The 22,968-nt window shown below is 54.1% G+C and carries 25 protein-coding genes; 16 read left to right on the plus strand and 9 right to left on the minus strand.

Translation table 11 applies throughout. From position 1 onward, the window contains the following. The first annotated feature begins 14 nt into the window (after window positions 1-14). Genes DOP62_RS12950 through DOP62_RS12960 form a run of 3 tightly spaced genes read left to right on the plus strand, consistent with a single transcriptional unit; the run spans window position 15 to window position 2,272 of the window. Window positions 15-1,277 (plus strand): ATP phosphoribosyltransferase regulatory subunit, encoded by a 1,263-nt coding sequence (locus tag DOP62_RS12950; protein ID WP_338441625.1) that lies wholly within the window; start codon window positions 15-17, stop codon window positions 1,275-1,277. 32 nt (window positions 1,278-1,309) lie between these two features. Then, window positions 1,310-1,534 (plus strand): indolepyruvate ferredoxin oxidoreductase subunit alpha, encoded by a 225-nt coding sequence (locus DOP62_RS12955; protein ID WP_011243037.1) that lies wholly within the window; start codon window positions 1,310-1,312, stop codon window positions 1,532-1,534. Window positions 1,535-1,540: 6 nt separating this feature from the next. After that, window positions 1,541-2,272: an ABC transporter ATP-binding protein gene (locus DOP62_RS12960; protein ID WP_208674233.1), complete on the plus strand. Its 732-nt coding sequence runs from the start codon at window positions 1,541-1,543 to the stop codon at window positions 2,270-2,272. Between the two features lie 18 nt (window positions 2,273-2,290). Here the strand turns inward: DOP62_RS12960 and DOP62_RS12965 are convergent, their stop codons facing one another. Continuing rightward, window positions 2,291-4,354, minus strand: coding sequence for a putative bifunctional diguanylate cyclase/phosphodiesterase (locus tag DOP62_RS12965; protein ID WP_208674231.1), 2,064 nt, complete (start codon window positions 4,352-4,354; stop codon window positions 2,291-2,293). A 106-nt stretch (window positions 4,355-4,460) separates the two neighbouring features. Then, a complete protein-coding gene (locus DOP62_RS12970; RefSeq protein WP_208674230.1) occupies window positions 4,461-4,853 on the minus strand; it encodes a Fur family transcriptional regulator in 393 nt (130 codons plus the stop codon). A 234-nt stretch (window positions 4,854-5,087) separates the two neighbouring features. Here DOP62_RS12970 and purS point away from each other — a divergent pair, with 234 nt between their 5' ends. From purS to DOP62_RS13005, 7 genes are all read left to right on the plus strand, one after another. Beyond that, on the plus strand, window positions 5,088-5,357 hold the full coding sequence (gene purS, locus DOP62_RS12975; RefSeq protein WP_208674229.1) for a phosphoribosylformylglycinamidine synthase subunit PurS: 270 nt from the start codon (window positions 5,088-5,090) through the stop codon (window positions 5,355-5,357). Further along, window positions 5,354-6,019, plus strand: coding sequence for a phosphoribosylformylglycinamidine synthase subunit PurQ (gene purQ, locus DOP62_RS12980; protein WP_370538813.1), 666 nt, complete (start codon window positions 5,354-5,356; stop codon window positions 6,017-6,019). The genes purS and purQ overlap by 4 nt, the downstream gene beginning before the upstream one ends. A 68-nt stretch (window positions 6,020-6,087) precedes the next feature. Next, window positions 6,088-6,522, plus strand: coding sequence for a hypothetical protein (locus DOP62_RS12985; RefSeq protein ID WP_208674221.1), 435 nt, complete (start codon window positions 6,088-6,090; stop codon window positions 6,520-6,522). 88 nt (window positions 6,523-6,610) lie between these two features. Beyond that, window positions 6,611-8,200, plus strand: a complete 1,590-nt coding sequence (locus DOP62_RS12990) for an ABC transporter substrate-binding protein (protein WP_208674220.1) — start codon at window positions 6,611-6,613, stop codon at window positions 8,198-8,200. A 2-nt stretch (window positions 8,201-8,202) separates the two neighbouring features. After that, window positions 8,203-9,228: an ABC transporter permease gene (locus DOP62_RS12995; RefSeq protein ID WP_370538814.1), complete on the plus strand. Its 1,026-nt coding sequence runs from the start codon at window positions 8,203-8,205 to the stop codon at window positions 9,226-9,228. An 81-nt stretch (window positions 9,229-9,309) separates the two neighbouring features. Then, the gene (locus DOP62_RS13000; RefSeq protein WP_208674219.1) at window positions 9,310-10,353 is read left to right on the plus strand and encodes an AI-2E family transporter; all 1,044 of its coding nucleotides are present in this window, start codon (window positions 9,310-9,312) and stop codon (window positions 10,351-10,353) included. Continuing rightward, complete coding sequence (locus DOP62_RS13005; RefSeq protein WP_208674218.1) at window positions 10,328-12,037, plus strand: bifunctional lysylphosphatidylglycerol flippase/synthetase MprF; 1,710 nt, start codon at window positions 10,328-10,330, stop codon at window positions 12,035-12,037. Before DOP62_RS13000 ends, DOP62_RS13005 begins: the two co-directional genes overlap by 26 nt. Window positions 12,038-12,097: 60 nt before the next feature. On the opposite strand, the gene DOP62_RS13010 is transcribed toward DOP62_RS13005, so the two are convergent. After that, complete coding sequence (locus DOP62_RS13010) at window positions 12,098-12,790, minus strand: C40 family peptidase (protein WP_261789865.1); 693 nt, start codon at window positions 12,788-12,790, stop codon at window positions 12,098-12,100. Between the two features lie 44 nt (window positions 12,791-12,834). On the opposite strand from DOP62_RS13010, the gene DOP62_RS13015 reads away from it, so the two are divergent. The 3 genes from DOP62_RS13015 to DOP62_RS13025 all read left to right on the plus strand — a co-directional run bounded on the left by DOP62_RS13015 (window position 12,835) and on the right by DOP62_RS13025 (window position 14,529). Further along, a complete protein-coding gene (locus DOP62_RS13015; protein WP_208674216.1) occupies window positions 12,835-13,770 on the plus strand; it encodes a serine hydrolase in 936 nt (311 codons plus the stop codon). Between the two features lie 142 nt (window positions 13,771-13,912). Then, complete coding sequence (gene vapB, locus DOP62_RS13020) at window positions 13,913-14,137, plus strand: type II toxin-antitoxin system VapB family antitoxin (protein ID WP_208674215.1); 225 nt, start codon at window positions 13,913-13,915, stop codon at window positions 14,135-14,137. After that, window positions 14,134-14,529, plus strand: coding sequence for a type II toxin-antitoxin system VapC family toxin (locus DOP62_RS13025; RefSeq protein WP_261789864.1), 396 nt, complete (start codon window positions 14,134-14,136; stop codon window positions 14,527-14,529). Before vapB ends, DOP62_RS13025 begins: the two co-directional genes overlap by 4 nt. 84 nt (window positions 14,530-14,613) lie before the next feature. On the opposite strand, the gene cobW is transcribed toward DOP62_RS13025, so the two are convergent. Together cobW and DOP62_RS13035 are read right to left on the minus strand one after the other, a co-directional pair. Then, the gene (cobW, locus tag DOP62_RS13030) at window positions 14,614-15,660 is read right to left on the minus strand and encodes a cobalamin biosynthesis protein CobW (RefSeq protein ID WP_208674213.1); all 1,047 of its coding nucleotides are present in this window, start codon (window positions 15,658-15,660) and stop codon (window positions 14,614-14,616) included. Window positions 15,661-15,716: 56 nt separating this feature from the next. Then, a complete protein-coding gene (locus tag DOP62_RS13035) occupies window positions 15,717-16,085 on the minus strand; it encodes a DUF2237 family protein (protein ID WP_126146736.1) in 369 nt (122 codons plus the stop codon). Between the two features lie 264 nt (window positions 16,086-16,349). Here DOP62_RS13035 and DOP62_RS13040 point away from each other — a divergent pair, with 264 nt between their 5' ends. Further along, complete coding sequence (locus DOP62_RS13040) at window positions 16,350-16,682, plus strand: septal ring lytic transglycosylase RlpA family protein (RefSeq protein ID WP_208674212.1); 333 nt, start codon at window positions 16,350-16,352, stop codon at window positions 16,680-16,682. A 93-nt stretch (window positions 16,683-16,775) separates the two neighbouring features. Beyond that, window positions 16,776-18,164: an asparagine--tRNA ligase gene (gene asnS / locus DOP62_RS13045; protein WP_208674211.1), complete on the plus strand. Its 1,389-nt coding sequence runs from the start codon at window positions 16,776-16,778 to the stop codon at window positions 18,162-18,164. A 326-nt stretch (window positions 18,165-18,490) separates the two neighbouring features. Here the strand turns inward: asnS and DOP62_RS13050 are convergent, their stop codons facing one another. The 3 genes from DOP62_RS13050 to psbA form a co-directional block, all read right to left on the minus strand. Further along, window positions 18,491-18,874: a hypothetical protein gene (locus tag DOP62_RS13050; protein WP_208674209.1), complete on the minus strand. Its 384-nt coding sequence runs from the start codon at window positions 18,872-18,874 to the stop codon at window positions 18,491-18,493. 540 nt (window positions 18,875-19,414) lie between these two features. Further along, window positions 19,415-20,065, minus strand: a complete 651-nt coding sequence (locus DOP62_RS13055) for an alpha/beta hydrolase (protein ID WP_208674207.1) — start codon at window positions 20,063-20,065, stop codon at window positions 19,415-19,417. 325 nt (window positions 20,066-20,390) lie between these two features. Next, window positions 20,391-21,473: a photosystem II q(b) protein gene (gene psbA, locus DOP62_RS13060; protein WP_338431276.1), complete on the minus strand. Its 1,083-nt coding sequence runs from the start codon at window positions 21,471-21,473 to the stop codon at window positions 20,391-20,393. Between the two features lie 82 nt (window positions 21,474-21,555). Here psbA and cofG point away from each other — a divergent pair, with 82 nt between their 5' ends. Then, entirely contained in the window at window positions 21,556-22,593 is a 1,038-nt protein-coding gene (gene cofG, locus DOP62_RS13065) for a 7,8-didemethyl-8-hydroxy-5-deazariboflavin synthase subunit CofG (RefSeq protein WP_208673978.1), read from the plus strand. A 59-nt stretch (window positions 22,594-22,652) separates the two neighbouring features. On the opposite strand, the gene DOP62_RS13070 is transcribed toward cofG, so the two are convergent. Further along, entirely contained in the window at window positions 22,653-22,952 is a 300-nt protein-coding gene (locus tag DOP62_RS13070) for a DUF1830 domain-containing protein (protein WP_208673980.1), read from the minus strand. Between the last annotated feature and the right edge of the window lie 16 nt (window positions 22,953-22,968).

A 22,968-nucleotide genomic window follows, 5' to 3' on the forward strand; every position in this document is an offset into this window, starting at 1 on the left:
GACCCATCAAATTCATGGTGCATCAGCCTCCAGCCGGTACTCGCGACCTACTGCCCCAAGACGTGACCCAAAAACGCTGGATTGAAAGCCGCCTGCAGCAGGTTTTCCAGCAATGGGGCTATCAACGGATCATTACGCCGACCTTAGAGCGGCTAGATACTTTGGTGGCGGGAGGAGCCGTGCGCCGCTCGGCGGTGATTCAGGTGCAGTCCGACGAGGAGTCTGGCTTGGGTCTGCGCCCCGAACTGACGGCCTCGATCGCTCGTGCTGCGGTGACTCGCTTGGCAGGATCATCCTTGCCGCTGCGGTTGTACTACCTTGCCAATGTTTTTCGTCCCGCCTTCCAAGGCGATCGCCTCCAGCAGCGTGAACTCTTTCAAGCTGGCGTAGAACTGTTGGGGGTAGGCGGCACGCTGGCAGATGCCGAAATTCTGCATGTTCTGGCAGATGCTCTCGCTGAATTAGGGTTTGGTCAGCCACCACTGGGAAGCTGGCACTTGGTGGTTGGTGAAGCCAGTCTGACGCGATCGCTGCTCCAACCCTTTCCCAAGGATTTGCGTGAGAAAGTACGGCAGGCGATCGCCCAGCTTGATTGGGTGACGCTGGAATCATTGCCCCTTGAGCCACAACTACGCGATCGCGCTCTGTTGCTGCATGATCTTCGCGGTCAGCCAGAGCAAGTTTTTGCCAAACTTCAGCAGCTAACTCTGACACCCCTGGAACAAACCCTGCGCGATCGCCTCGTCCAACTGGTGGAGCTTTACAACGCCAGCGCTGGTCCTCAAGACTCGCCACTCCTGCTCGACCTCAGCCTGCTGCGCAGCTTCGACTACTACACTGGCGTCGTCTTTGAAGTCGTCTACGAAACGCCCACAGGGCCGTGGGTCTTGGCTCAAGGCGGCCGCTACGATCGCCTCTTGGATGTCTACGATCCGCAGGCAGCTGGCCAGCCGGGTATTGGCTTCTCTTGCAACATCGAAAACTTGCAACAGGTATTGTTGGCAGCCAATCGCCTGCCGCAACGCCCCCCTGCGATCGATCAACTCGTCATCCCTGTTGATGCAGATGCCTACGGTGCAGCCTTAGCCGAAGTACAACGCCTGCAGCGCCAGGATCAGCTGCGAGTGGAACTCTACCTCGATCGCGATCGCCGGCCCGAAGTCGTGCAAGCCTTTGCCCAGCGGCGGCGCATTGGCCGGATTGTCTGGGTGAGCAGCGACGGTGCCCCTCGCACGGAAGCCGTAGCCATAGCTGAGCCCGCGGCCACAACTTGTTAGGCTAGGGGGCGTTCTCTCGCTGACGTGCTGTTGTGGCGCATACGATCGTTACCAATACCTGTGAAGGGGTTGCAGACTGCGTGGATGCCTGCCCGGTTGCCTGTATTCAAGAAGGGCCGGGACGCAACCAAAAGGGAACAACCTGGTACTGGATTGACTTCAGCACCTGCATTGACTGCGGCATCTGTCTGCAAGTCTGTCCCGTCGAAGGCGCAATCTTGCCTGAGGAACGTCCGGAGTTACAGCAAACGCCCTAAAGTCTGATGACTGCGCTGCCACTGCTCGAACTCGACCAAGTGTTTGCAGGCTACCTGCCTGATCTGGACATTGTCCAAGGGGTCAACCTCCAGGTGGCAGCGGGTGAGCTGTTGACGCTCCTAGGCCCAAATGGGGCAGGCAAATCCACCCTTGCGAAAACCCTGCTGGGCTTGGTGCCGGTGCGCAGTGGCAGCATCCGCTTTCGGGGACAGGAGATCAGCCGACTCAGCCCCGAAGCGATCGTGCGGTTAGGCATTGGCTATGTTCCCCAAGTCCGTAATGTCTTTGCCAGCCTGACGGTGGCTGAAAATCTGGAGATGGGGTTGTTTCAGCAGCGCCCCCAACAGCGCCAAGCCGCGATCGCCCGCATCTATGACCTGTTTCCGACCTTGGCGGATCGCCGCTCGCAACGGGCTGGCACCCTCTCAGGTGGGGAACGCCAGTTGCTGGCGATGGGGCGTGCTTTAGCAGCAGAACCACTACTTTTGGTTCTCGATGAACCCTCAGCTGCCCTCTCGCCATTGATGGTGACAACAGTGTTTGATCAAATTCGCGCGATCAACCGCAGTGGCACCACGATTATTTTGGTTGAGCAAAATACACAGCGAGCCTTGAGACTCGCCGATCGCGGTTGCATTCTTGAAAGTGGACGCGATCGCCAAACCGGCCCTGCCGAAGAACTACTCAATGATCCACTGCTGGGCGAACTCTATTTAGGGCGATTGCAAAACCATTGATAGCAGTCTCTGGCTGCCTCACCAGTGGTCTTGCAGGAAGTTGCCATGACTGTGAATAAAGTCCGGTAGATCAGTGGCCAGTAGTGGCTTGCTGAAATAAAAGCCCTGAGCAAAATCACAGTTCCAGGCACGCAGCAGTTGCAACTGATCGAGTGTTTCAACTCCTTCTGCAGTCGTTTTGAGCCCCAGGCGTTTTGCTAGCTCAATGATGGAGCGAACCACGGCTCGCGATCGCTCATCCTCAGCAATGGGGGTAATCAAACTGCGATCGATCTTCAGCCCCTGCGCCTGGAATTGGATGAGATAGGCCATGCTCGAGTAGCCGGAACCAAAGTCGTCCAAGGCAACATCGACGCCAATCTCTTGAAGATAGGAACTCAGCGCGATTGCGGCAGCTGGATCGGCGGCGATCGCACTTTCGGTGTACTCAATAATCAACTTCGAAGGCAGTAGCTGACTGCCCTGGAGGGCTGACTTGACAGTGGTGATCCAGCGCTCTGTCTTGAGATCGACAAAACTGCAGTTCACCGAGACTCGCAAGTGAGCCAGCACTGGTTGCTGAGACCATTCAGCGAGCTGCCGACAGGCCTCATGAACTGCCCATTCTCCGAGTGATTCAATCTGTCCAGAATCTTCGGCCAAGGGAATAAAGAGAGCCGGTGAAACGTAGCCAAACTGGGGATGATTCCAGCGCAATAGGGCTTCGAGACTGACGACCTTGCCGGTGCGGAGACTGATGATTGGCTGATAAGCCAGTTTTAATTCCTGCTCGGCGATCGCTTGCCGTAGTGCAAACTGCAGCGCTGCTTCGTGGCGAATGCTGTCATGCGAGGGCAAGTGATAGACAACAGTACAATTACCGCCTTGACGCTTGGCGGCATACATTGCCTGATTGGCGCGATCAAGAACCATTTCTTCGCTGAGGTTCTTATCGACAAAGGCAATACCAATACTGGCAGTTAAGCTAATGCCAGCTGCTGCTGCCAGTGAACCAGACAGGGCGATCGCCTGCCTGACTTCATCTGCCAAGGTGATTGCATCGGTTTCGCGAAAACAGGGAGCCAGCAAAGCGGCAAATTCATCGCCCCCTAGACAGGCGAGTTCGATGCTGCTTCCCAACACCCGCCGCAAGTTGAGCGCTAGGCTGCGCAGCAAATAGTCACCAAAATGGTAGCCAGCGGCATCGTTGACGCGTTGAAAGCGATCGAGATTGATGCGAAGGAGTGCAAAAGGTTGATTTTGCTCTTCAACGAGGCTTAGGGCATGCCGAATTGTGCGATACATCCCTTTGCGATTCGGCAATCCAGTCAGAGCATCCGTTTGGAGTTGTTGCTGGGTTCGGATCTCGGCTGCGGCCTGCCAGGTCAAGTCTTGTTGAACAATGACAATGCTCTCAAGCTCACCATCATCCGTTAGGACTGGCAACAACTTTTCCTGAACCAGATAGAACTCCTTGTCCTCAGTTTGATATTCAATCTTCCCTTCGATGAGTTGCCCTTGTCGAAGTTCTTGGAGCAGCAAGTGGCGTTCAGTAGGCTGGGTCCGTAGTTGTGTAAAGTCAGTGCCGATCAGTGCGTCAATCGACTTATTTTGGCGCTCTAGCAGGGCTTGATTGGCCCAAGTGATTAAGCCTTGGCTATTACAGCGCAGCATTAAATCACTGCTATGGTCAATCGCTAATTCTTGCAGCCGCAGTCGATCGAGTAACAGAGTAGATAGCCGACTTTCGCCATCCGGAACATCATTGTCGCAGTCTTTATCGTTTGTTCTGACGGGTGTGATTTGTAGTGATCCTAGATAGCTATAGTGACCATTTTCGAGTGGGTAGGGATAAGCTAAGAGCCGCCATTCTCGCTCAAAAACACCTGTGCAGAGTGGTCCACGATGTTGCCAGACATCCCACGATTGAATGGCTTGAACAAAACTGTTCTGCCAAGCCTGACTGATTGGACTATTCTGCCAAAGCTGTTCGACTGGTGCACCTTGTAACGATTGACACCAGAGCTTTTGGGGATCCAACCATTGCTCAAGATGCCACCCTAAATCGGGTGCAGTTATCAGTCGAAAGAGAACGGTTGGCATGGCCTAAGAAAAAGCACTCAATTGTGCGCGAGAAAAGCTTGTTAGTAGCACTCTGCTGTCGTTTTCATGCAGACGTCTGTGCTAAAGACAACAGTCAACATCGGCTCTAGCCTGCCTTTACAGCTTGGCAGGACTCACAGAGGCCAAAAAATTCTAGGGTGTGGTAAAAAATGCCGAAGCCGTAAGTCTGCTGTAAGTCTTTCTCCAACGCATGCACTGGGCATTCGTCAATTGCGATCGACGTGTGACAGCGTAGACAGGTGAGGTGATGACGATCCTCACGGTGAGCGCTGTAAAGGGACTCCCCTGAAGCGAGCGTTCGCACTTGCAGATGTCCTGATAGCTTCAAAGCTTCCAGTGATCGATAGACGGTTGCAAGACCTATACTTTGTTGCTGCTTGCGCAACTCAATGTAAAGGTCTTGGGCGGAAATTTCTGTTTTCAACCCTTGGAGTACTTCGAGGATTTTCTGTTGGTTTTGAGTGCGACGGCTGGCCATGGCATTAAGGTATCAGGCCTGATCTCAGGATTGGAAGGCTCAATGGAGTTTGAGTGCTTGCCAACCTGTTGGGCGATCGCCAAGTAGGGACTTAAATGCATCTTGGCATGTTGTGACACCATTCCGCTGCGGTGCACTCAGCAACCTTGTCCGAAATGCAAGTCAGTCAGCGATCGCCTGCTCTCACCGTCAAGTCGTAAAATTGAGAGCGGTTCTGCCCTGGAGAATGCTCCTTTGACCCGCTATTACGCTCGGATCTACGTCACTTTGCGACCCTCAGTGCTCGACCCAGCGGGGGCAGCCGTTCAAAGTGGCTTGCAGCACCTTGGCTATGATTCGGTCGAACAAATTCGGATTGGAAAGTATATCGAACTATCCCTCCAGGCAGAGACGGAAGCGATCGCGCGCGAGCAACTGGATCAGATGTGCGATCAGTTGCTCGCCAACCCCGTGATTGAGAACTACCGCTTTGAGCTAGAAGCGGCGGCAGGAGTAGCAGCGTGAACGTTGGCGTTATTGTTTTCCCTGGATCGAACTGCGATCGCGATGTGCAGTGGGTAACCGCAGGTCTGTTGGGTCAACCGACTCGCATGGTCTGGCATGAAGAGCGCGATCTCTCCGGCTTGGATCTGGTCGTGGTGCCTGGTGGCTTCAGCTACGGTGATTACCTACGCTGCGGGGCGATCGCCCGTTTTTCACCCGCGATGCAAGCGACCGTTGCCTTTGCCGAAGCTGGCGGTTTGGTCTTAGGCATTTGTAATGGCTTCCAGATCTTGACGGAAGTGGGACTGTTGCCGGGAGCACTCGTCCGCAATCGTGATCTGCATTTTCGCTGTGAAACCACGCCCCTGCGTGTCGAACGGAGCGATCGCCCTTGGAGCCGCACCTACCGCCAGGGCCAGATCCTCAACTTACCGATTGCCCACGGTGAGGGTCGCTACCATGCAGACCCCGAGACTTTGGCGGAGCTAGAGGCAAATGGACAAGTACTGTTCCGCTATCTCGAAAACCCCAACGGATCCTGCAACGACATTGCAGGGATTACCAATGCAGCGGGCAATGTGCTGGGTATGATGCCCCACCCCGAGCGGGCCGCAGAAGCGATCGCGGGAAGTGTCGACGGACTGGGGCTGTTTTCGGGTCTCCTAGAGCCCGTGGCTGCCTAGCCATCGCCGGCGGGAACTCAGGCCAGACCGGTAGCGACTAGGCTGGAAGCACAGCAGGAGGAGCAGCAATGCGGCGATCGCCTTGGCAATGGATGTTAGCAGGGGGTGTGCTGGCAGTAGCTTTGGTCGGCTGCGATCGCTTGCCTTGGGCTCCGTCTGAGCAGAGCCAAGACTGGCCCTTGGATAAGCCCGTGTCCGTTGCCCTCAAAGAACAAGACTCGGTCGATGGCATTATGACTGCGCCCGAGGATGCGCAGGTAACGCTGTCGGTCGAGTCGCTGCGCATCTGCAAAGCGCGTGCCAATCCTGCAGATTGCCTGTTGATTCGCGGACGCCTGCGGACTCCGACCGAATTTATTGGCACGTGGGAAGCGGCGGGTGACCCTGTCAACAACACTGAGTTTCAATGTTCGGTCGCAGCTCAGGAAATTGACTGCGAAGAAAAACGAACTGAAGAAGACGGCAGCGCTGCGACCACTCGCTATTGGTTGGCGCGTAAGTAGACAGTTGTCAGTGCTTGGGTGAGCGACCACAATCCTCTAACCCGCCCAAGCTTGAGGGTTTCTTGTGAACAGGTTTTAATTAACGCCCATGCGTCTGCGTCAACTGTTGCTGGGCTGTCTTCTGCTCCTCTGGATGTGCGGAGGGCTGGTGAGTTGCGTACCGCTGCCGAAGGCGATCGAGAGCGATCGCATTGTGGTAGGTACAGCGGCACGGTTGCGAACTCTCGATCCAGCTGATGCCTACGAACTGCTCTCGGGGGCATTGCTCTACGCGTTGGGCGATCGCCTCTACACAACCCAACCGAATAGCGTCGAGATTGTGCCACAACTGGCGACGGCCTTACCGGAGATTAGTGAGGACGGCCTGACCTATCGCATCCCGCTACGGCAGGATGTGCAGTTCCATGACGGCAGCCCGTTCAATGCTGCGGCCATGGCTTTTTCGCTGCAGCGTTTTATCGATAATGGCGGGCGTCCGGCCTACTTGCTGGGCGATCGCGTGGCTTCAATTCAAGTGACCGGTGACTATGAGCTGACGATTCAGCTCAAGGCTCCCTTTGCGCCTTTCCTCGCGCTGCTGACCTTCCCGGGGCTCTGTGCGGTTTCGCCGCAGGCCTATCGACCCGCTGCCGATCAATTTTTGCCCCAGCAATTTGTGGGCACCGGTCCTTATCAACTGGAATCTTTTCAGGGCGATCGCCTGCGTCTGGTCGCCAATCGCAACTACTGGGGTGAGAAACCCCGCAATGAAGGACTCGATATTCAGATCTTCTCTAGTCCGTCTAATCTCTACAGTGCCCTAGGTACGGGCCTAGTCGATGTGGCCTATCAGGGTTTGGATGCCGAACAAATTCGAGGGTTACGTCAGCAGGCAGAAGCGGGACGGATTCAGATCAACCGCAATGATGGCCTCGGTATTTACTACCTGACGGTCAATGTCCTCAGCCCGCCACTCGATCGCCCCGAGGTGCGCCAAGCCTTGGCTTTGGCCATCAACCGTGATGTGATCCGCGATCGCGTCTTCTATGGTCAAGTGCAGCCGCTCTATAGTTTGGTCCCGTCAGAATTCCCTGTCTCGGAGCCAGTCTTCCCGCGCAATAATCCCGGGAAAGTGCGGCAGTTACTCACTGCTGCGGGCTATTCCCCGAGCAATCCCCTACAGGTTGAACTCTGGTATCGCTCCAATCTCAACAGCAATGTACTGGTCGCTAGTACGTTGCGGGCTTCGGTGCAGCAGCAATTTGGCGGCTTGATTGATCTGCAGCTGCAGGGAGTGGAATCCACGACGGCTTACGAAAACTTGGAAAAAGGGGCTTATCCACTGTTCTTGCTCGATTGGTTGCCAGACTTTTTGGATGCCGATAACTACCTCCAACCCTTTCTGGCTTGCAGTGAGGGCGATCCGAAACAGGGCTGCCGAGCAGGGAGCAGTTACTACCAAGGCTCCTTTTATTACAGTGAGCGGGCGAATCAATTGCTGCAGCAAGCAGGGGAAAGCACTGAGCCTCAAAGCCGCGATCGCTTGTTGCGATCGCTTCAACAGCTGAGTGCTGAGGATGTCCCCTTCATCCCCCTCTGGCAAAACCGTGAGTATCTGTTCAGTCAGCCCTACATCCAAGGCGGCAATATTCAAGCTTCGGGGGCGATCGCCTTTGGCCAACTTCGCAAGGTGAAGTAAGTATGTCGCGCGCTAGGGACTTGGGTCGTTACCTGTTGGCAAGGTTGCTATTGCTGCCCTTGATGCTCTGGACGATCGCTACCCTCATCTTTTTGCTGCTGCGGGTGACTCCCGGGGATCCGATCGATGCGATTTTAGGCCCGAAGGCACCAGCTGCAGCCCGCTTAGCGCTGCGATCGCAACTGGGTCTGGATCGTCCCCTCTGGCAACAGTACTTGGACTATCTCGGTCAGCTGCTTCGCGGCGATCTGGGAGAGTCCCTGAGTAGCCAAGGCCAGTCTGTTCGGCAAATTATCGGTGAGTATTTTCCAGCGACGGCGGAATTGGCGATCGCGAGCTTGGCCATTGCGATCGCGATCGGGCTGGGACTGGGATTAATGGCTGCAGCCAAACCCAACAGTCGACGCGAAACGGCCAGTCGTCTGTTTGGAATTTTGACCTACGCCCTGCCAACCTTTTGGGCAGCGATGCTGGCGCAACTCTTGTTCGCGGTTGATTTGGGCTGGTTCCCGATTGGTACTCGCTATCCCGTCACCCTCGATCCGCCGCTAGGACCGACGGGCTTGTATGTCCTAGATGCATTGCTGCAGGCTGACTGGACGGCAGCAGGTTTGGCACTCCGTTATTTAGCCTTGCCGGCGCTAACCCTCGGTCTCCTGCTGAGTGGCGTGTTTGAGCGCCTCGTGCGGGTCAATCTGGGGCAGTCGCTTCAAGCAGACTACATCGATGCCGGGCGATCGCGGGGGCTGTCGGAACGGCGACTGCTGCTGAATCATGCCCTGCGCAATGCCCTGATTCCAGTGGTGACGTTGCTAGGGCTAACGCTCGCCTCGCTCCTGGGCGGTGCCTTGCTGACGGAAGTGGCTTTCTCTTGGCCGGGGCTAGCCAACCGGCTTTATGAAGCCATTTCCCTACGGGATTATCCAACCGTACAGGGCATCATTGTTTTCTTTGGCTGCTTGGTGGTGCTAGCCAGCATTGTGGTTGATTTCATCAATGCCCTGATTGACCCGCGAATTCGTTACTAAGCGATCGCTCCAACCGTTATGGAGCGATTACATCGGCCAAGGGGAAGGGTACGATGCTGAGAGCTTTTCTGTCTTGTCGCCATGAGCTGGCAGCGGCGCCTTAAGTATTCCATTGCGACCCTCCAGCCATTTATTTGGCTGCCGGCCATTCTGCTCAATGCTTGGTGCGTGCTGCTGGTCTGGGATTACTTCCGAGGTCCTATTTCCATTTTTCTCTCAGCAGCGCTGCTGTCCTTCATCTTGGGGTTGCCGGTGCGACTACTCGAACGCTGGCGCGTGCCTCGACTACTGGCGGTGTTGCTCATTTTGGCCGCGATCGTGACAGTGATGTTGCTGGTGACCGTGACATTGCTGCCGATTTTGATCAACCAAGTCTCAGCCCTAGCTAACACGCTGCCGCGATCGCTGAACGATGGTTTTCAGCAATTTCAGCTCTTGGAACAGCACCCCTTTTTCAGCCGTATTCCTCTGGATTTGCGGGCAGTGTTGGGGAACGTCGTCAGTCGCCTATCTGAGCAACTACAGGCGTTGACGAGTCGCTTGCTAGAACTCCTGTTAGGGGTTGCCAGTGGCGCTTTGCAGACGATGCTGACCTTGGTCATCAGTTTCTATCTGCTGCTGCGCGGTGAGGAAGTGTGGAATGGCCTGTATAACTGGCTGCCGCTACGCTGGCGAGCACGGGCGCGATCGGCGTTGGAACTGAGTTTCCGCAATTATCTGCTCAGCCAGCTGACGATCGCGTTTCTGATTGGTAGCACCGCGACGATCGTGTTGTTCTTGCTGGGCTTGCGCTTTTGGCTATTGCTGGGTTGTGGCATTGGCCTCCTGGCAATCTTTCCGTTTGGGGGCAGCATCAGCATTGTTGGCTTGGCGATCGTGCAGATGTTCAGCAATCCTTGGCTGGGCATCCGCATCTTGGTGTTCTGCTGGGGCACGGATCAGCTGATTGAAAACCTGATTGCCCCGCGCCTGTTTGGCAAGTCGATCGGGGTTCATCCGGTCTGGGTGTTGATGGCAATTTTGATTGGTGCTCAGTTGGGTGGTTTGCTGGGTGTGATCTTGGCAGTGCCAACGGCAGGCTGTCTGCGAATTTTGTTGGATGACTATCGTGTGGTCCCCAATTAAGTCCCTTCAGTCGACGATCGCGCAGTTGTTTACCCCTACTCAACGGGTACGCTGGGTGGCGCTACTGACCGCGATTGCCGGCATCTTCAATCTGCTGATTGCCGTCTCGCCGCAGATCTCGGCGCGATCGCGGTTGTTGGAACGGCTGACGGCTCTGACCGTGGAAACTCAGGGGCGGATCGCTGCAGCAGTGATCGGCTTTATCCTGCTGACTTTAGCGGGACAACTGCTGCGCCACAAGCGAGTGGCGTGGCTGTTGACGGTGCTACTGCTGGGTCTGTCCTTAGCCCTAAAAGGGATGCGATCGCACCATCCACTGGTGGCGATTCTCGATGGTGTCTTGCTGGGGTTTTTGCTCGTTGACCATCGGCACTACACAGCGCGATCGGATGCGCCCTCGCGGGTGCGAGCGGTGCGGGTTCTACTGGGGGCGCTGCTGTTTAGCTTGGCCTACGGTACTTTGGGTCTCTTTTGGCTCGATCACCACTATGCTCGCGATTTTGATTTGCTGACTGCTCTGCAGCAGGTGTTGCAGCTGTTCTTTAGCTGGGATGTCAGCAGCACCCTGCCCCAAACACGTTTTGGACGCCTGTTTGCTGAATCAATCTACAGTGTCAGTCTGCTAACGCTCGGCTATGCCTTTTTGCTGTTGCTGCAACCCGTTTGGCAACCGCCTGCTACTGCTGCAGAGCGAAAACGAGCGATCGCGATCGTGCGTGCACACGGGCACACATCTCTGGCCAAGCTGACGCTGCTGGATGACAAGTCTTACTGCTTTAGCCCCAGCGGCGAAAGTCTTGTGGCTTTTGTGCAACGGGGCCGTGGGGCGATCGCCCTCGGGGATCCAATCGGGCCAGCCCGCGATCGCGAGGCCATGATTCAGCAGTTTTTGCGCGAATGTCGCCAGAACGACTGGTTACCGGCCTTTTATCAGGTGCTCCCCGATGACTTACCGCTCTACCAGCGTCAAGGCTTAGCCGCGGTGCAAATTGGTCAGGAAGCGGTCATTCCACTGCGAGACTTTACCCTACAGGGCAAGCGGGGACGGGGCTTTCGCAGCACTCTCAGTCGCCTAGAACGGGTGGGCTATCGCTTTGAAGTGATTCCAGCCGCAGAAACATCGCCCTTGCTACCCGAGTTGCGCCTTGTCAGCGATGCCTGGCTGAAGCGAATGAAAGGGCCTGAAAAACGCTTTTCAGTGGGCTGGTTCGATCGCGATTACCTCACCAGTGGCAGCATTGCTGTGGTGCGATCGCAGGATGGTCAAATCCAGGCCTTTGCCAACTGGGTCGAGGAATTTCAGCGTAATGAACTCACGCTTGATTTGATTCGCTTTTTACCGCAAGCCGAAAGCGGCACGATGGAATTTTTGCTGGTCAATACGATTTTGTCAGCTAAGGATCGTGGCTTCGATAGCTTTAGTTTGGGTTTGTCAGCACTGTCTGGCCTCGATCAACTCGACCAACCGACTCAGGTGGAGCAGGGCCTAGATTACCTCTATCGCCACCTCGATCGCTTCTATCGTTTTCAAGGGCTTCACAGCTTTAAAGAGAAGTTCCATCCCGACTGGCAACCGCGCTACTTGGTCTATCCCAATTTGGCGTCACTTCCCAATCTCGTAGTTGCTTTGATTCGGGCTGACTCCGGTGATCGCTGGCTCGATTATTTCCGCCCTAACGATTGATAAATCTGCGGAAACCTTCAACGACGCACTGCTTAAAGGTTTCTCTAAGCAGCTCAGTCATCAACTTGGCAGCCACTCAGAAAAATGATCGCAACCCCCTTGGTAACTGCGGGTGATCCGGCCTGCACCGCGTAACTGGCGCCAATAGCGATCGCTGACCGCATCAGCACTTGGGTCAAGCCAGTCAATCCCGATGCCATTGCGCCCAATTTCGCGCCCTGAACTATGGAGATAAGCGCGATCGCCCAAATACAGCGCTACATGGGTACAACGATCGGGTCGGCCAAAGAAGATGAGATCGCCTGGTTCTGCGGCTTCCCAACTGGGTAATGACTCGCAGAATTGTTCCTGTTGCCAAGCATCGCGCGGTAGCCAAATTCCCTGTGCAGCAAAAGCAGCTTGCACCAATCCCGAACAATCATAATCAGGCCCTAGGCAACCACCCCAAAGGTAGATATTCAGTTGAGCTGCAGCTGCTTGGGCAAAAGCGATTGCATCTGGAATGACGGCCTCAATTGCGGTGCGATCGTGTTGGCTGGGTCGATAAATACTGTTGGACGGTTGAAAGTGTTGGCAATCACTGACTGGAATCCAACCCGGATAGTCATCTTCGGCTAGGCGCACCAGCCAAGCCTGATCCTGCTGCTCCAAAATTCGCAACTGTCGACCCGCTGCCGCTTGCGTGGCTAGGCGATCGCAGACCGGGGAATCAAACAAATTCAGGTCAGCGGTAATCTGCCAGTGAGTTAGCACCGGCAATTCGGTAGACTCGAGGCTTCTGGGTGGAAGGTTCACCAATGCTGTTCTTTGAAACGGATGCCACGCTGGCTCGCTGGGGCGAGGACGTGCTTGCCGCCACCTGGGCAGAGTTTCCACAGTTGGCACGCAACCAATTAGCGCTGACTTGGATTGTCTACGACGATCCGGTTCCTGTGAATACGGGTGGTGCGATCGCCCCCCAAAGTTTTTGGTCGCTACCGATTCGAGGCTTCCACTATCGCGGCGATGAAGCAATTTATCCCGCTAGCATCGTCAAGCTCTTTTATCTAGTGGCAGCACTGGAGTGGCTCCAGCAGGGCATGATTCAGCCCAGTGCGGAACTCGATCGCGCCCTGCGCGACATGATCGTTGATTCCAGCAACGATGCGACAGGCTACATTGTCGATTTACTGAGCGGCACCACCAGCGGCCCCGAATTGGGCGAAGGGCCATTCAAGACTTGGCAATTCCAACGCAACATCGTCAATCGCTATTACCAGTCGTTGATGTGGCCGGAATTGCAGCCCATTAACGTCAATCAAAAAACCTGGGGTGATGGCCCCTATGGTCGGGAGCGAGCTTTCTATGGCCCCGAGTTTGAGAACCGCAATAAGCTGACAACCAATGCGACGGCGCGGTTACTGCATGCGATCGCGGGTGGGGTTGCCGTTTCGCCTTCCGCCTCACAGCGCATAATGAATCTGCTAAATCGACCTTTCGATCCGCGATCGCTGGCAGATGATCCTGAAAACCAAGTCGCAGGTTTTCTCGGACAGGACTTGCCCCAAGGCAGTCAACTCTGGTCCAAAGCGGGTTGGATGAGCCGGGTTCGCCACGATGCTGCTTATCTAGAAATTCCAGGTCTGCCGCCGCATCTTTTGGTGGTGTTCACCGAAGGCAAAGAGCACGCCAATAACGAAGCAGTTCTGCCCTTTATTGCTCAGCAAGTTCGCCAGCAGATCCAGCCAGCCTAGGGTTGGAGTCTGACCAAAGTCAGATCGGGCAAAGTTTCAGCCACCTGACTACTATTGAGGTGATCCGCTCGTTCAATTCCGGCCGGATCCTATAACTGATGGAGGACAACGATGCATATCAGTCCTTACAGGAGGTGCAAATATGGTGCAGCCAACCATTCTCGAAAAACTCGAACAACTCCCAGAATCTCTCCAAGTCGAGGTCTTGCATTACATTGAGTTTTTGACTGATCGATATTCTAAAGAAACGATTGCTGCAGATGAACCACGCAAGAAACGTGGGGGGCTAGGGATTCTCAAAGGTCAGATTTGGATGTCAGATGACTTTGATGAGCCCCTAGAAGAAATGAAGGAGTATATGGAGTGATACAACTCCTGATTGATACGCACATCTTGGTTTGGTATCTGCAGGCTGATCACCATTTAGATGCTAAGACAGCTGAGCTGCTGGAAGATACACGATATGACTTGAATGTCAGTATCGTCAGCATCTGGGAAATGGCTATCAAAAGTGGCCTAGGAAAACTAAGTCTAACGATCGAGTTTAAAGACTTGAAAGACTTGCTGGGACGCCTCTCGATTGCCGTGCTTCCAGTTGAGTTTGAAGATATTCATGAATACTTGAACTTGCCATTCTTTAATGATCATCGAGATCCATTCGATCGCATGTTAATTGCACAGTCCATGCGGCGATCGCTGAGGATTGTCAGTAATGACTCATCTTTTGATTTGTATAACGTCGATCGAATTTGGATATAGGTCAATAGCGGTAGACGCTGACTTGGCTGATCTTCTCAAAGAGAGTCTATAGTCGAGCCAGCGTCTTGCAGTAGCTTGTTGGACTTAACCTGCAGCAACAGGATTGAGAGCTGCTTGCAGGGCCTCTGCGTTGAGATCTTCGCCAATGAAAACCAGCTGGCTACGGCGCTCCGCTGGCGATCGCCAAGGACGGTCATAGAACCAGTCGAAGCGGGGGCCGACACCCTGAAAAACAAGGCGCATCGATTTGCCCGGAACGGCCAGAAAACCCTTAACGCGATAGAGCGTTTGGGATTGCTGTAAGGCTTGCAGCCGCTCTACCAAAGCTTCCGGCTGCCATTCTGAATCCAGACTTAAATGGACAGCTGCGATCGCATCATCATGATCGTGCTCTTCCTCGTGATCGTGATGGCTAGGACGCTGTTCTAAGTCATCTTCGACCGCGGCATTGAAGCCCAGCAAAACATTAGGTTCCAGTTGTCCATTGGTCACCGGCACAATTGGCACGCCCGATCGCACCTGTGTACTCAGCCAGCGGCGAACGCGATCGCTGTCCTCTTGTGGCAGACAATCAATTTTGCTGAGCAGGACAAGATCGGCACAGGCGAGTTGATCTTCAAAGAGTTCTTCGATCGGTGTTTCGTGATCGAGACTGTCATCTGCTTGGCGCTGCTCTTCCAGAGCATCCAAATCTGTTGCGAATTGACCCGCTGCAACTGCCACAGCATCCACGAGGGTGACAACACCATCGACGGTTGCTCCGGTGCGAATTTCGGGCCAACGAAAGGCTTGAACTAACGGTTTTGGCAACGCTAGACCGCTGGTTTCAATCAAAATGCAATCGATTTGTTCACGCCGCTGCAACAGTGTTTGCATGGTCGGCAAAAATTCCTCTTGCACCGTGCAGCACAGGCAACCATTGGCCAGTTCGAGGATATTGCTGTCTGCTGTTTCTTCCTCGTCGCAGACGCCACAACTGCGCAGCAACTCGCCATCGATGCCGACCTCGCCAAATTCATTGACGAGAACGGCGATCCGGCGACCTTGATTGTTGAGCAGCAGATTGCGGATCAGGGTCGTTTTGCCGGCTCCCAAGAAACCGGTGATCACCGTCACGGGCAGCTTATGCATCGATCGCTCTCGCAGAAAGACATGCTTGCACCCTAGCCGATCGTGGCGATCGCTCCCTAAACCGGCAGGGCATGGGCTTGCAAATCCGCCAAGCTGACGTAGCGGAGAGCGCTTTTTTCGGTTGATTGCAAAACCACAGGCGGTGCCATGCCTGCCTCGAAGGCTTCTTGCCAGCGACTGGCACAAAGGCACCAGCGATCGCCAGCTTTTAGTCCGGGGAAGTTGAACTCGGGGCGGGGCGTAATCAGGTCGTTGCCGCGATCGCGCGAGAACAGCAAAAATTCTTCCGTCATTTCAGCGCAGACGGTGTGGCTGCCGCGGTCCTGGGCATCCGTTTGGCAAAAGCCATTGCGATACCATCCGGTCATGGGGGCACAGCAACAGACTTCGAGGTCCTGACCGAGGACATTTTGACCTTGACCCATGCTGGAATTCCCTAGAAAACAGCGCCTTTCGATCGTAGCGACACCTGGGGCCAGCGACTGAGCACCACCCAAACTGGGGGACAGGTGGTATATTTACTCACGACGGTGTATCGCCGCTCCTAGGCGATCGCGTTTTCGGCCCTTCAACCTCTTCCCCGCCGAAACGACGAGAGGACTCTAGTGATTGTCCTTTCTACCTCTCGACTGTCCCTCAGGTTGCTTGTTCGCAAGCCCTGGTGGTGTGAAGAGTTCAATTCCTGATTCTTGAAACAATTCATCTTTGCGGGTTCCGCAGCGATCGCGCTGTTGGCCCAAATGCCTGCCATGGCTGCCGAAGTCTGGGCAACGGTTTACCATTCGTCCTACCACAACGGTCGTACGGCGAGTGGTGAGCGCTTTGACTACTACGGCTACACCGCAGCCAGTGCGCGCTATCCCTTGGGCACACAGCTACAGGTCAGTCGCGGTGGTCGCAGTGTGACGGTGCGCGTCAACGATCGCTGCCGTTGTGATCTCGATTTGGCCTACGGTGCCATGCGCGATTTGGGTGGCCACAGCAACTGGAGCGGTCCGGTAACGGTGCGCGTCCTCCGCTAGGAACCGAGATTTCGACTGGATTTAATCGCCCTGAGACCTTCAGAGGCTGCGGTTTGCGGTTTCAATGGAAAGTGTCTTGCGATCGGCATCTGTATGACTTCGGAGCGCATTGTTGACCTGCTTCGCCACGGCCAACCCGGCCAGACTGTTGAGGTACGGGGTTGGATTCGCACGGCTCGTCAACTGAAGGAATTTACCTTCGTTGAGGTCAACGATGGCTCCTGTCTTAAGGGCATCCAAGTCGTCCTAGGACAGGATTTGGCGGACTACGAGGCGATCGCTAAGCAGCTGGACACCGGCGCGGCGATCGCGATCGCGGGCAGCTTAGTCGAGTCGCCAGCCAAAGGGCAGCGGGTCGAACTACAAGCAGCCACGGTTGAAATCGTTGGTGGTGCTGACCCCGAACAGTATCCGCTCCAGAAAAAACGCCACTCCTTTGAATTTCTGCGCACGATCGCCCATCTTCGGCCTCGTACCAATTCGATCGGGGCGGTGATGCGGGTGCGCAATGCGGCAGCAACTGCCATTCACGACTTCTTTCAAGAGCGGGGCTTCCTCTGGGTGCACACGCCGATCATTACGGCGAGTGATTGCGAGGGCGCCGGTGAACTGTTCACGGTCACTAACCTCAATTTAGAAAAGCTGGCGCAATCCCAAAAAGCACCGGATTTTGAGCAGGACTTTTTTGGCAAACGTGCCTATCTAACGGTCAGCGGCCAGCTCGAAGCGGAAATCATGGCGCTGGCGTTCAGCAACGTCTACACCTTTGGCCCCACCTTCCGCGCTGAAAACTCCAACACCTCCCGTCACTTGGCGGAATTTTGGATGGTCGAGCCGGAGATGGCTTTTTGCGATCTCGGCGGTGACATGGACTTGGCCGAAGCCTTCTTGAAATTCGTCTTCCAGCGAGTCAGCGATCGCTGCAGCGAAGATCTGGAATTTTTCAATCAGCGCATTGATTCCGAAGTCCTCAATCGCGTTGAAACAATCCTAAGCAACGACTTCGAGCGGGTCAGCTACACCGATGCGATCGCCCTGCTCGAAAAAGCCGATCGCAGTTTTGACTATCCGGTGGCCTGGGGTATCGACCTCCAGTCAGAGCACGAGCGCTACCTTGCTGAGGAGCATTTCCGTAAGCCGTTGATTGTCTACGACTATCCGCGCGAAATTAAAGCCTTTTATATGAGGCTCAACGATGATCAAAAAACCGTTGCCGCAATGGACGTGCTGGCACCGGGCATCGGTGAAATTATCGGTGGCTCCCAACGGGAAGAACGGCTCGATGTTCTGAAACAGCGCCTTGCCGAAGCGAATCTGCCCGAGGAGAACTACTGGTGGTACTTAGATCTACGGCGCTACGGCAGTGTCCCCCATGCTGGGTTTGGCCTAGGCTTTGAACGACTGGTGCAATTCATCACGGGCATGGGCAACATCCGCGATGTGATTCCCTTCCCGCGCACGCCCCAAAACGCTGAGTTTTAGGCCGTAGAGTCAGTCCCTATCAGCGCTCACAGTTTCTCCACATACCTGAACTGCGAGCGCCATGTTACATCTTCAAAAGCCTCATAAGTTACTGCGATTACTTTTGATATTCCAATTTTTGTATAGAGCCAAGAAAAAGTAAAAAATGCAGAGGGCAGAGAAGAAGCTGATTTCAGGCAAACCTCTGTGATCAATAAGGAGTCCGGTCTGAATAAATAGGTCATCTGCCCGGGATCCCGGCAAAAAACTGACATACCATCTGAGTATTTCTCCAAGAAATTGGAGGATGGCTCCTGTCAAGCCAATTCGTATTGCTATTTTGAGACTCATTTAACCTCTAAATCCTTGTGAAACAAAAAACTATTTTTTTGACTCTTGCCTTCAATTCCAAGAGCAACCAAAAATAGCATTATAAAGGCCGAAGACATTAAAGGTCTAAAGACAGCTACAGGCGAAAAGAAGAGTTTAACTACTGAACCTATAGCACCTGCAACGATAGCTGCCCTCAAGTTGTCTGACATCCCATTTCTTTTTCCTTGGAGAAAAAGAATCATAAAAAACACTAGAAAGCATAGAGAAGAGACACCACAAAGCAAGTATCTACCATAAGGAAGAATCTGTTCGCTGCTGTATCTGAATACCACAAATAAAGTATCTGAATAAACTTGTGATCCAGCCCCAATAACTCCCATCAAGGAAGCAGTTTTCATATTTATTAATCTTGATATGTTCATGACTTTAGTCAGCTGGCTTCATAGTATTTTACACTGACGCGCTTACTTCGCACTCTAGAGTTTTATGTTAAGCTTTATTTAACCCAGATTGTTCTACTAGTCTGCAGACTTAAATCACTTGCCCTTTGTACATACCGTACTCGATCACAATGTCGACAGCAGTGAGTGTGCAGTTGGATAGCCTTGCGATCACTGTTGGGATATTGAGCAAAGAAAAAGCGGTCTAGGCCGACCGCAAGCATGCTTCAACTAAGGTCCCATCGCCCAACATGCAATGGAGATGCGACTAGCATGCCGAGTCTTGAGGCGATCGGGGCGATCCCTCAACATTGCCTGACGAACCGATCCAAGACTTCATATTTACAGTGCAGCGATCGCGGACTAAGCAGTCCTAAAAATAGAGATCAAAAAAGGGTGAATTGCTTCACCCTCAATTGGCTTTAGTAATGCTTAGGATGGCTCCCTGATCGTGCGGCTTGCGGCTAACATCAATCAGGGAGAGATGACCTTCAATGTCTACCAGAGGCCCCGAACGGGTGCTGGCTGTTGAACAGGCAGCGGCTCTTGTTGCGCAAAGTCACGGTTGAACAAGCTGTTTTCGTTCTGAGCAATCATCCAGTCAATGCTGGTTCTTTGCATTGCAACCTGTTGATTGTTATCCAGGAAGGCCAAAACATCGGGGATGAATTTGGCATCAGCAGCGAACAGGGCACCTAAGTTGATCCGAGCATCCGTCGGATAGTTTTGGATGATTTCTAGTGGTGTGGTCTTATTGTCATCTAACAGGGAAAGGACGATGGCACTCCGAAGGGCTTGGCGACCATCGGTGTCAGCCGTCCGTGGAGCCATTACCTGGCCGATTTGGTCCAACAGTTTTTCGCCGGCAGCACTGTTCAGCAGGTAGTCTGCCTCAATCATCTTGTAGTTGATTGGACGATTCAGAAAGCTCCGTACCGTTTCGAATTGGGTATGCGTAATGTTGACAGCATCCCTAGTAAAGCCCTGAGCTTGGTCTTGTTGTGCCATCGCTTGCAAGTCGTCGATGGTGACCGAGCGTGCCCAAGCGCCATTAATGAGAGTGACATTATCTGCCGCTTGCGCGATTCCCGGCATGAGCAGCGCTGCTGCAGTAGCAGTTGCGAAAGCACCACAAAGAAGTGTTTTCATGATCACGAGGTCCTTAACAGCGAGGAGTAGAAGACGAGGAACAAGTGCTGAGGAGCGGGAGTCATGATTGCTAACCATTCAGCAGCTCTACCCCCTATCTTCGTCAGGGAACTTCGTGGTTTGGCAAAGCAACGATGAAGATTGCTTCTTGGTAATTTATTCGCCGTAGGGAATTTTAGGTTCGGTTTAGAAACTGGACTCTATGGGCTTCGACAGGCTGTCTCCGACAAGCCACTCTTGCCAAAAGCGAGAGGGCTCTGGATTCCAGAGCCCTCTCACAACTACTCAACTATTCAATTGAGCAATGACTTTGCATCAGCGGGAATTAGCCGTTGATAGCAGGAGCGGTCAGAGCAACGGGGGTTGCTTCGCCAGCAGCCAAGTCGAGGGGGAAGTTGTGAGCATTGCGCTCGTGCATCACTTCCATACCCAGGTTGGCGCGGTTCAGCACGTCTGCCCAGGTGTTCACCACACGACCTTGGCTATCCAAGATCGACTGGTTGAAGTTGAAACCGTTCAGGTTGAACGCCATGGTGCTGATGCCCAAGGACGTGAACCAGATGCCCACTACCGGCCATGCAGCCAGGAAGAAGTGCAGCGAACGGCTGTTGTTGAACGAAGCGTATTGGAAGATCAAGCGACCGAAGTAACCGTGGGCTGCCACGATGTTGTAGGTCTCTTCTTCTTGACCAAATTTGTAGCCGTAGTTTTGGCTCTCAGCTTCGGTCGTCTCACGCACCAGCGAGCTGGTCACGAGCGAACCGTGCATTGCCGAGAACAGCGAACCACCGAACACGCCAGCAACGCCGAGCATGTGGAAGGGGTGCATCAAAATGTTGTGCTCAGCTTGGAACACGAACATGAAGTTGAAGGTGCCGCTGATACCCAAAGGCATGCCGTCCGAGAACGAACCTTGGCCGATCGGGTAGATCAGGAACACTGCAGTCGCTGCTGCAACCGGTGCGCTGTATGCAACACAGATCCAGGGACGCATACCGAGGCGGTACGACAGTTCCCACTCACGGCCCATGTAGCAGAAGACGCCGATCAGGAAGTGGAACACTACCAATTGGTAGGGGCCACCGTTGTAGAGCCACTCGTCGAGGCTAGCGGCTTCCCAGATCGGGTAGAAGTGCAAACCAATTGCGTTGCTGGAAGGAACAACAGCACCAGAGATGATGTTGTTGCCATACATCAACGAACCAGCAACAGGCTCGCGGATGCCGTCGATGTCGACGGGAGGTGCTGCGATGAACGCAACGATGAAGCAGATGGTGGCGGTCAGCAGGGTGGGGATCATCAACACGCCGAACCAGCCCACATAGAGGCGGTTGTCGGTGCTGGTCACCCACTCGCAGAACTGCTGCCACAGGCTGGCGCTCTCGCGCCGCTGCAATGCAGTCGTCATGATGTTTTGAGTCCAGTTGATTGATATGTATGTCTAAGGCTTAATGCCTTATGAACTCATACTAAACAAAACTTTGCGAATTGTGAAGCACTTCTCAGATCGAATTTTGCGATCGCCTCAACAGTCGGCTGTGATTACCTACAGTCCGGCCTATACGCTCGTGCCGACCTATGAATGCTTCAATCGCTGTACCTACTGCAACTTCCGCAAAGAGCCGGGTCAGGATAAGTGGCTGAGCTTGGAAGATGCGAAACAACGTCTACTGGAGCAACGCGATCGCGGGATTTGTGAAGTCTTACTCCTCAGTGGTGAAGTCCATCCGCACAGCCCTCGCCGAGCAGCTTGGCTCCAGCGCCTTATCGATCTAGCAGAGTTAGCCCTGGAGATGGGATTTCTGCCGCATACCAACGCGGGGCCACTCAGCCGAGAGGAAATGACTGCCTTACAAAAAGTGAATGTTTCTTTGGGGTTGATGCTGGAACAACTAACCCCTCGGCTGCAGCAGACGGTGCATCGCTTGGCCCCGAGCAAAGTTCCTCAACTCCGGCTCCAGCAGCTAGAGCAAGCAGGCGAACTAGGTATTCCTTTTACAACAGGACTGCTGCTAGGGATTGGAGAAACTGCAGACGATCGCATTGCCACACTGGAGGCGATCGCGGCTTGTCACAATCGCTGGGGACATATTCAAGAAGTCATTCTGCAACCCCACGTGCCGGGATCGCAGCAGGCAGTGACACTCCCCTCTTTTCCGGTAGAAGACCTGATCGCGATGGTGGCGATCGCCCGTCAAATTTTGCCAGCCTCGATCACGATCCAAGTGCCACCCAACTTGCTCAATAAACCTGACTATCTGACGGCTTGCTTAGCGGCAGGGGCAAGGGATCTGGGTGGAATTGTGCCTCGCGATGAGGTGAACCCTGACTATGAACACCTTGACCTTGCTGAGCTCCATCTGGTCTTGGCTCGACAGGGCTGGCAGTTGCAGCCTCGCTTGCCGGTCTACCCGGCTTGGATTGCTTGCCTCCCTGACCATCTGCAGGAAACGGTAGCACCGTGGCTGGATCGACAAAATTGCCCAAATGTGATCGCAGAGAGGCGCACCGTTGAGCGATCGCCATAAAAAGGCCTTGACTTTTTAGATCAAGGCTAGGTGGTAGTGCGTTGCATAAATTGGTGAAATCAAGCAGCCCCCTTCGACTCCAAGACCTCGACTTCATCTAGCTCTTGGCCGATCACGAGATCAGCACAGGTAATGCGATCGGTCAAAATAGCACTGGCCATCATGCCAGAGTGAATTTCCAGCATGGCTTCTTGATAGGCCTCAAAAATGAGTCGTTGGCCAGGAAAAACGACTCGTTCGAAATACCAACCGGTGATGTTCGTAATCCGAGCGACCTGAATCTTGCTGGTGGCATTGACGTAACAGCACAGAACAACGCTGTCGTTAGTGACGGTGATCGAATCTAGGATTTGAGACATAGCAAGGGCTCGGAGG

It is taken from the genome of Synechococcus elongatus PCC 11801 (assembly GCF_003846445.2).
In the GTDB taxonomy this organism is placed as follows: Bacteria; Cyanobacteriota; Cyanobacteriia; order Synechococcales; family Synechococcaceae; genus Synechococcus; species Synechococcus elongatus_A.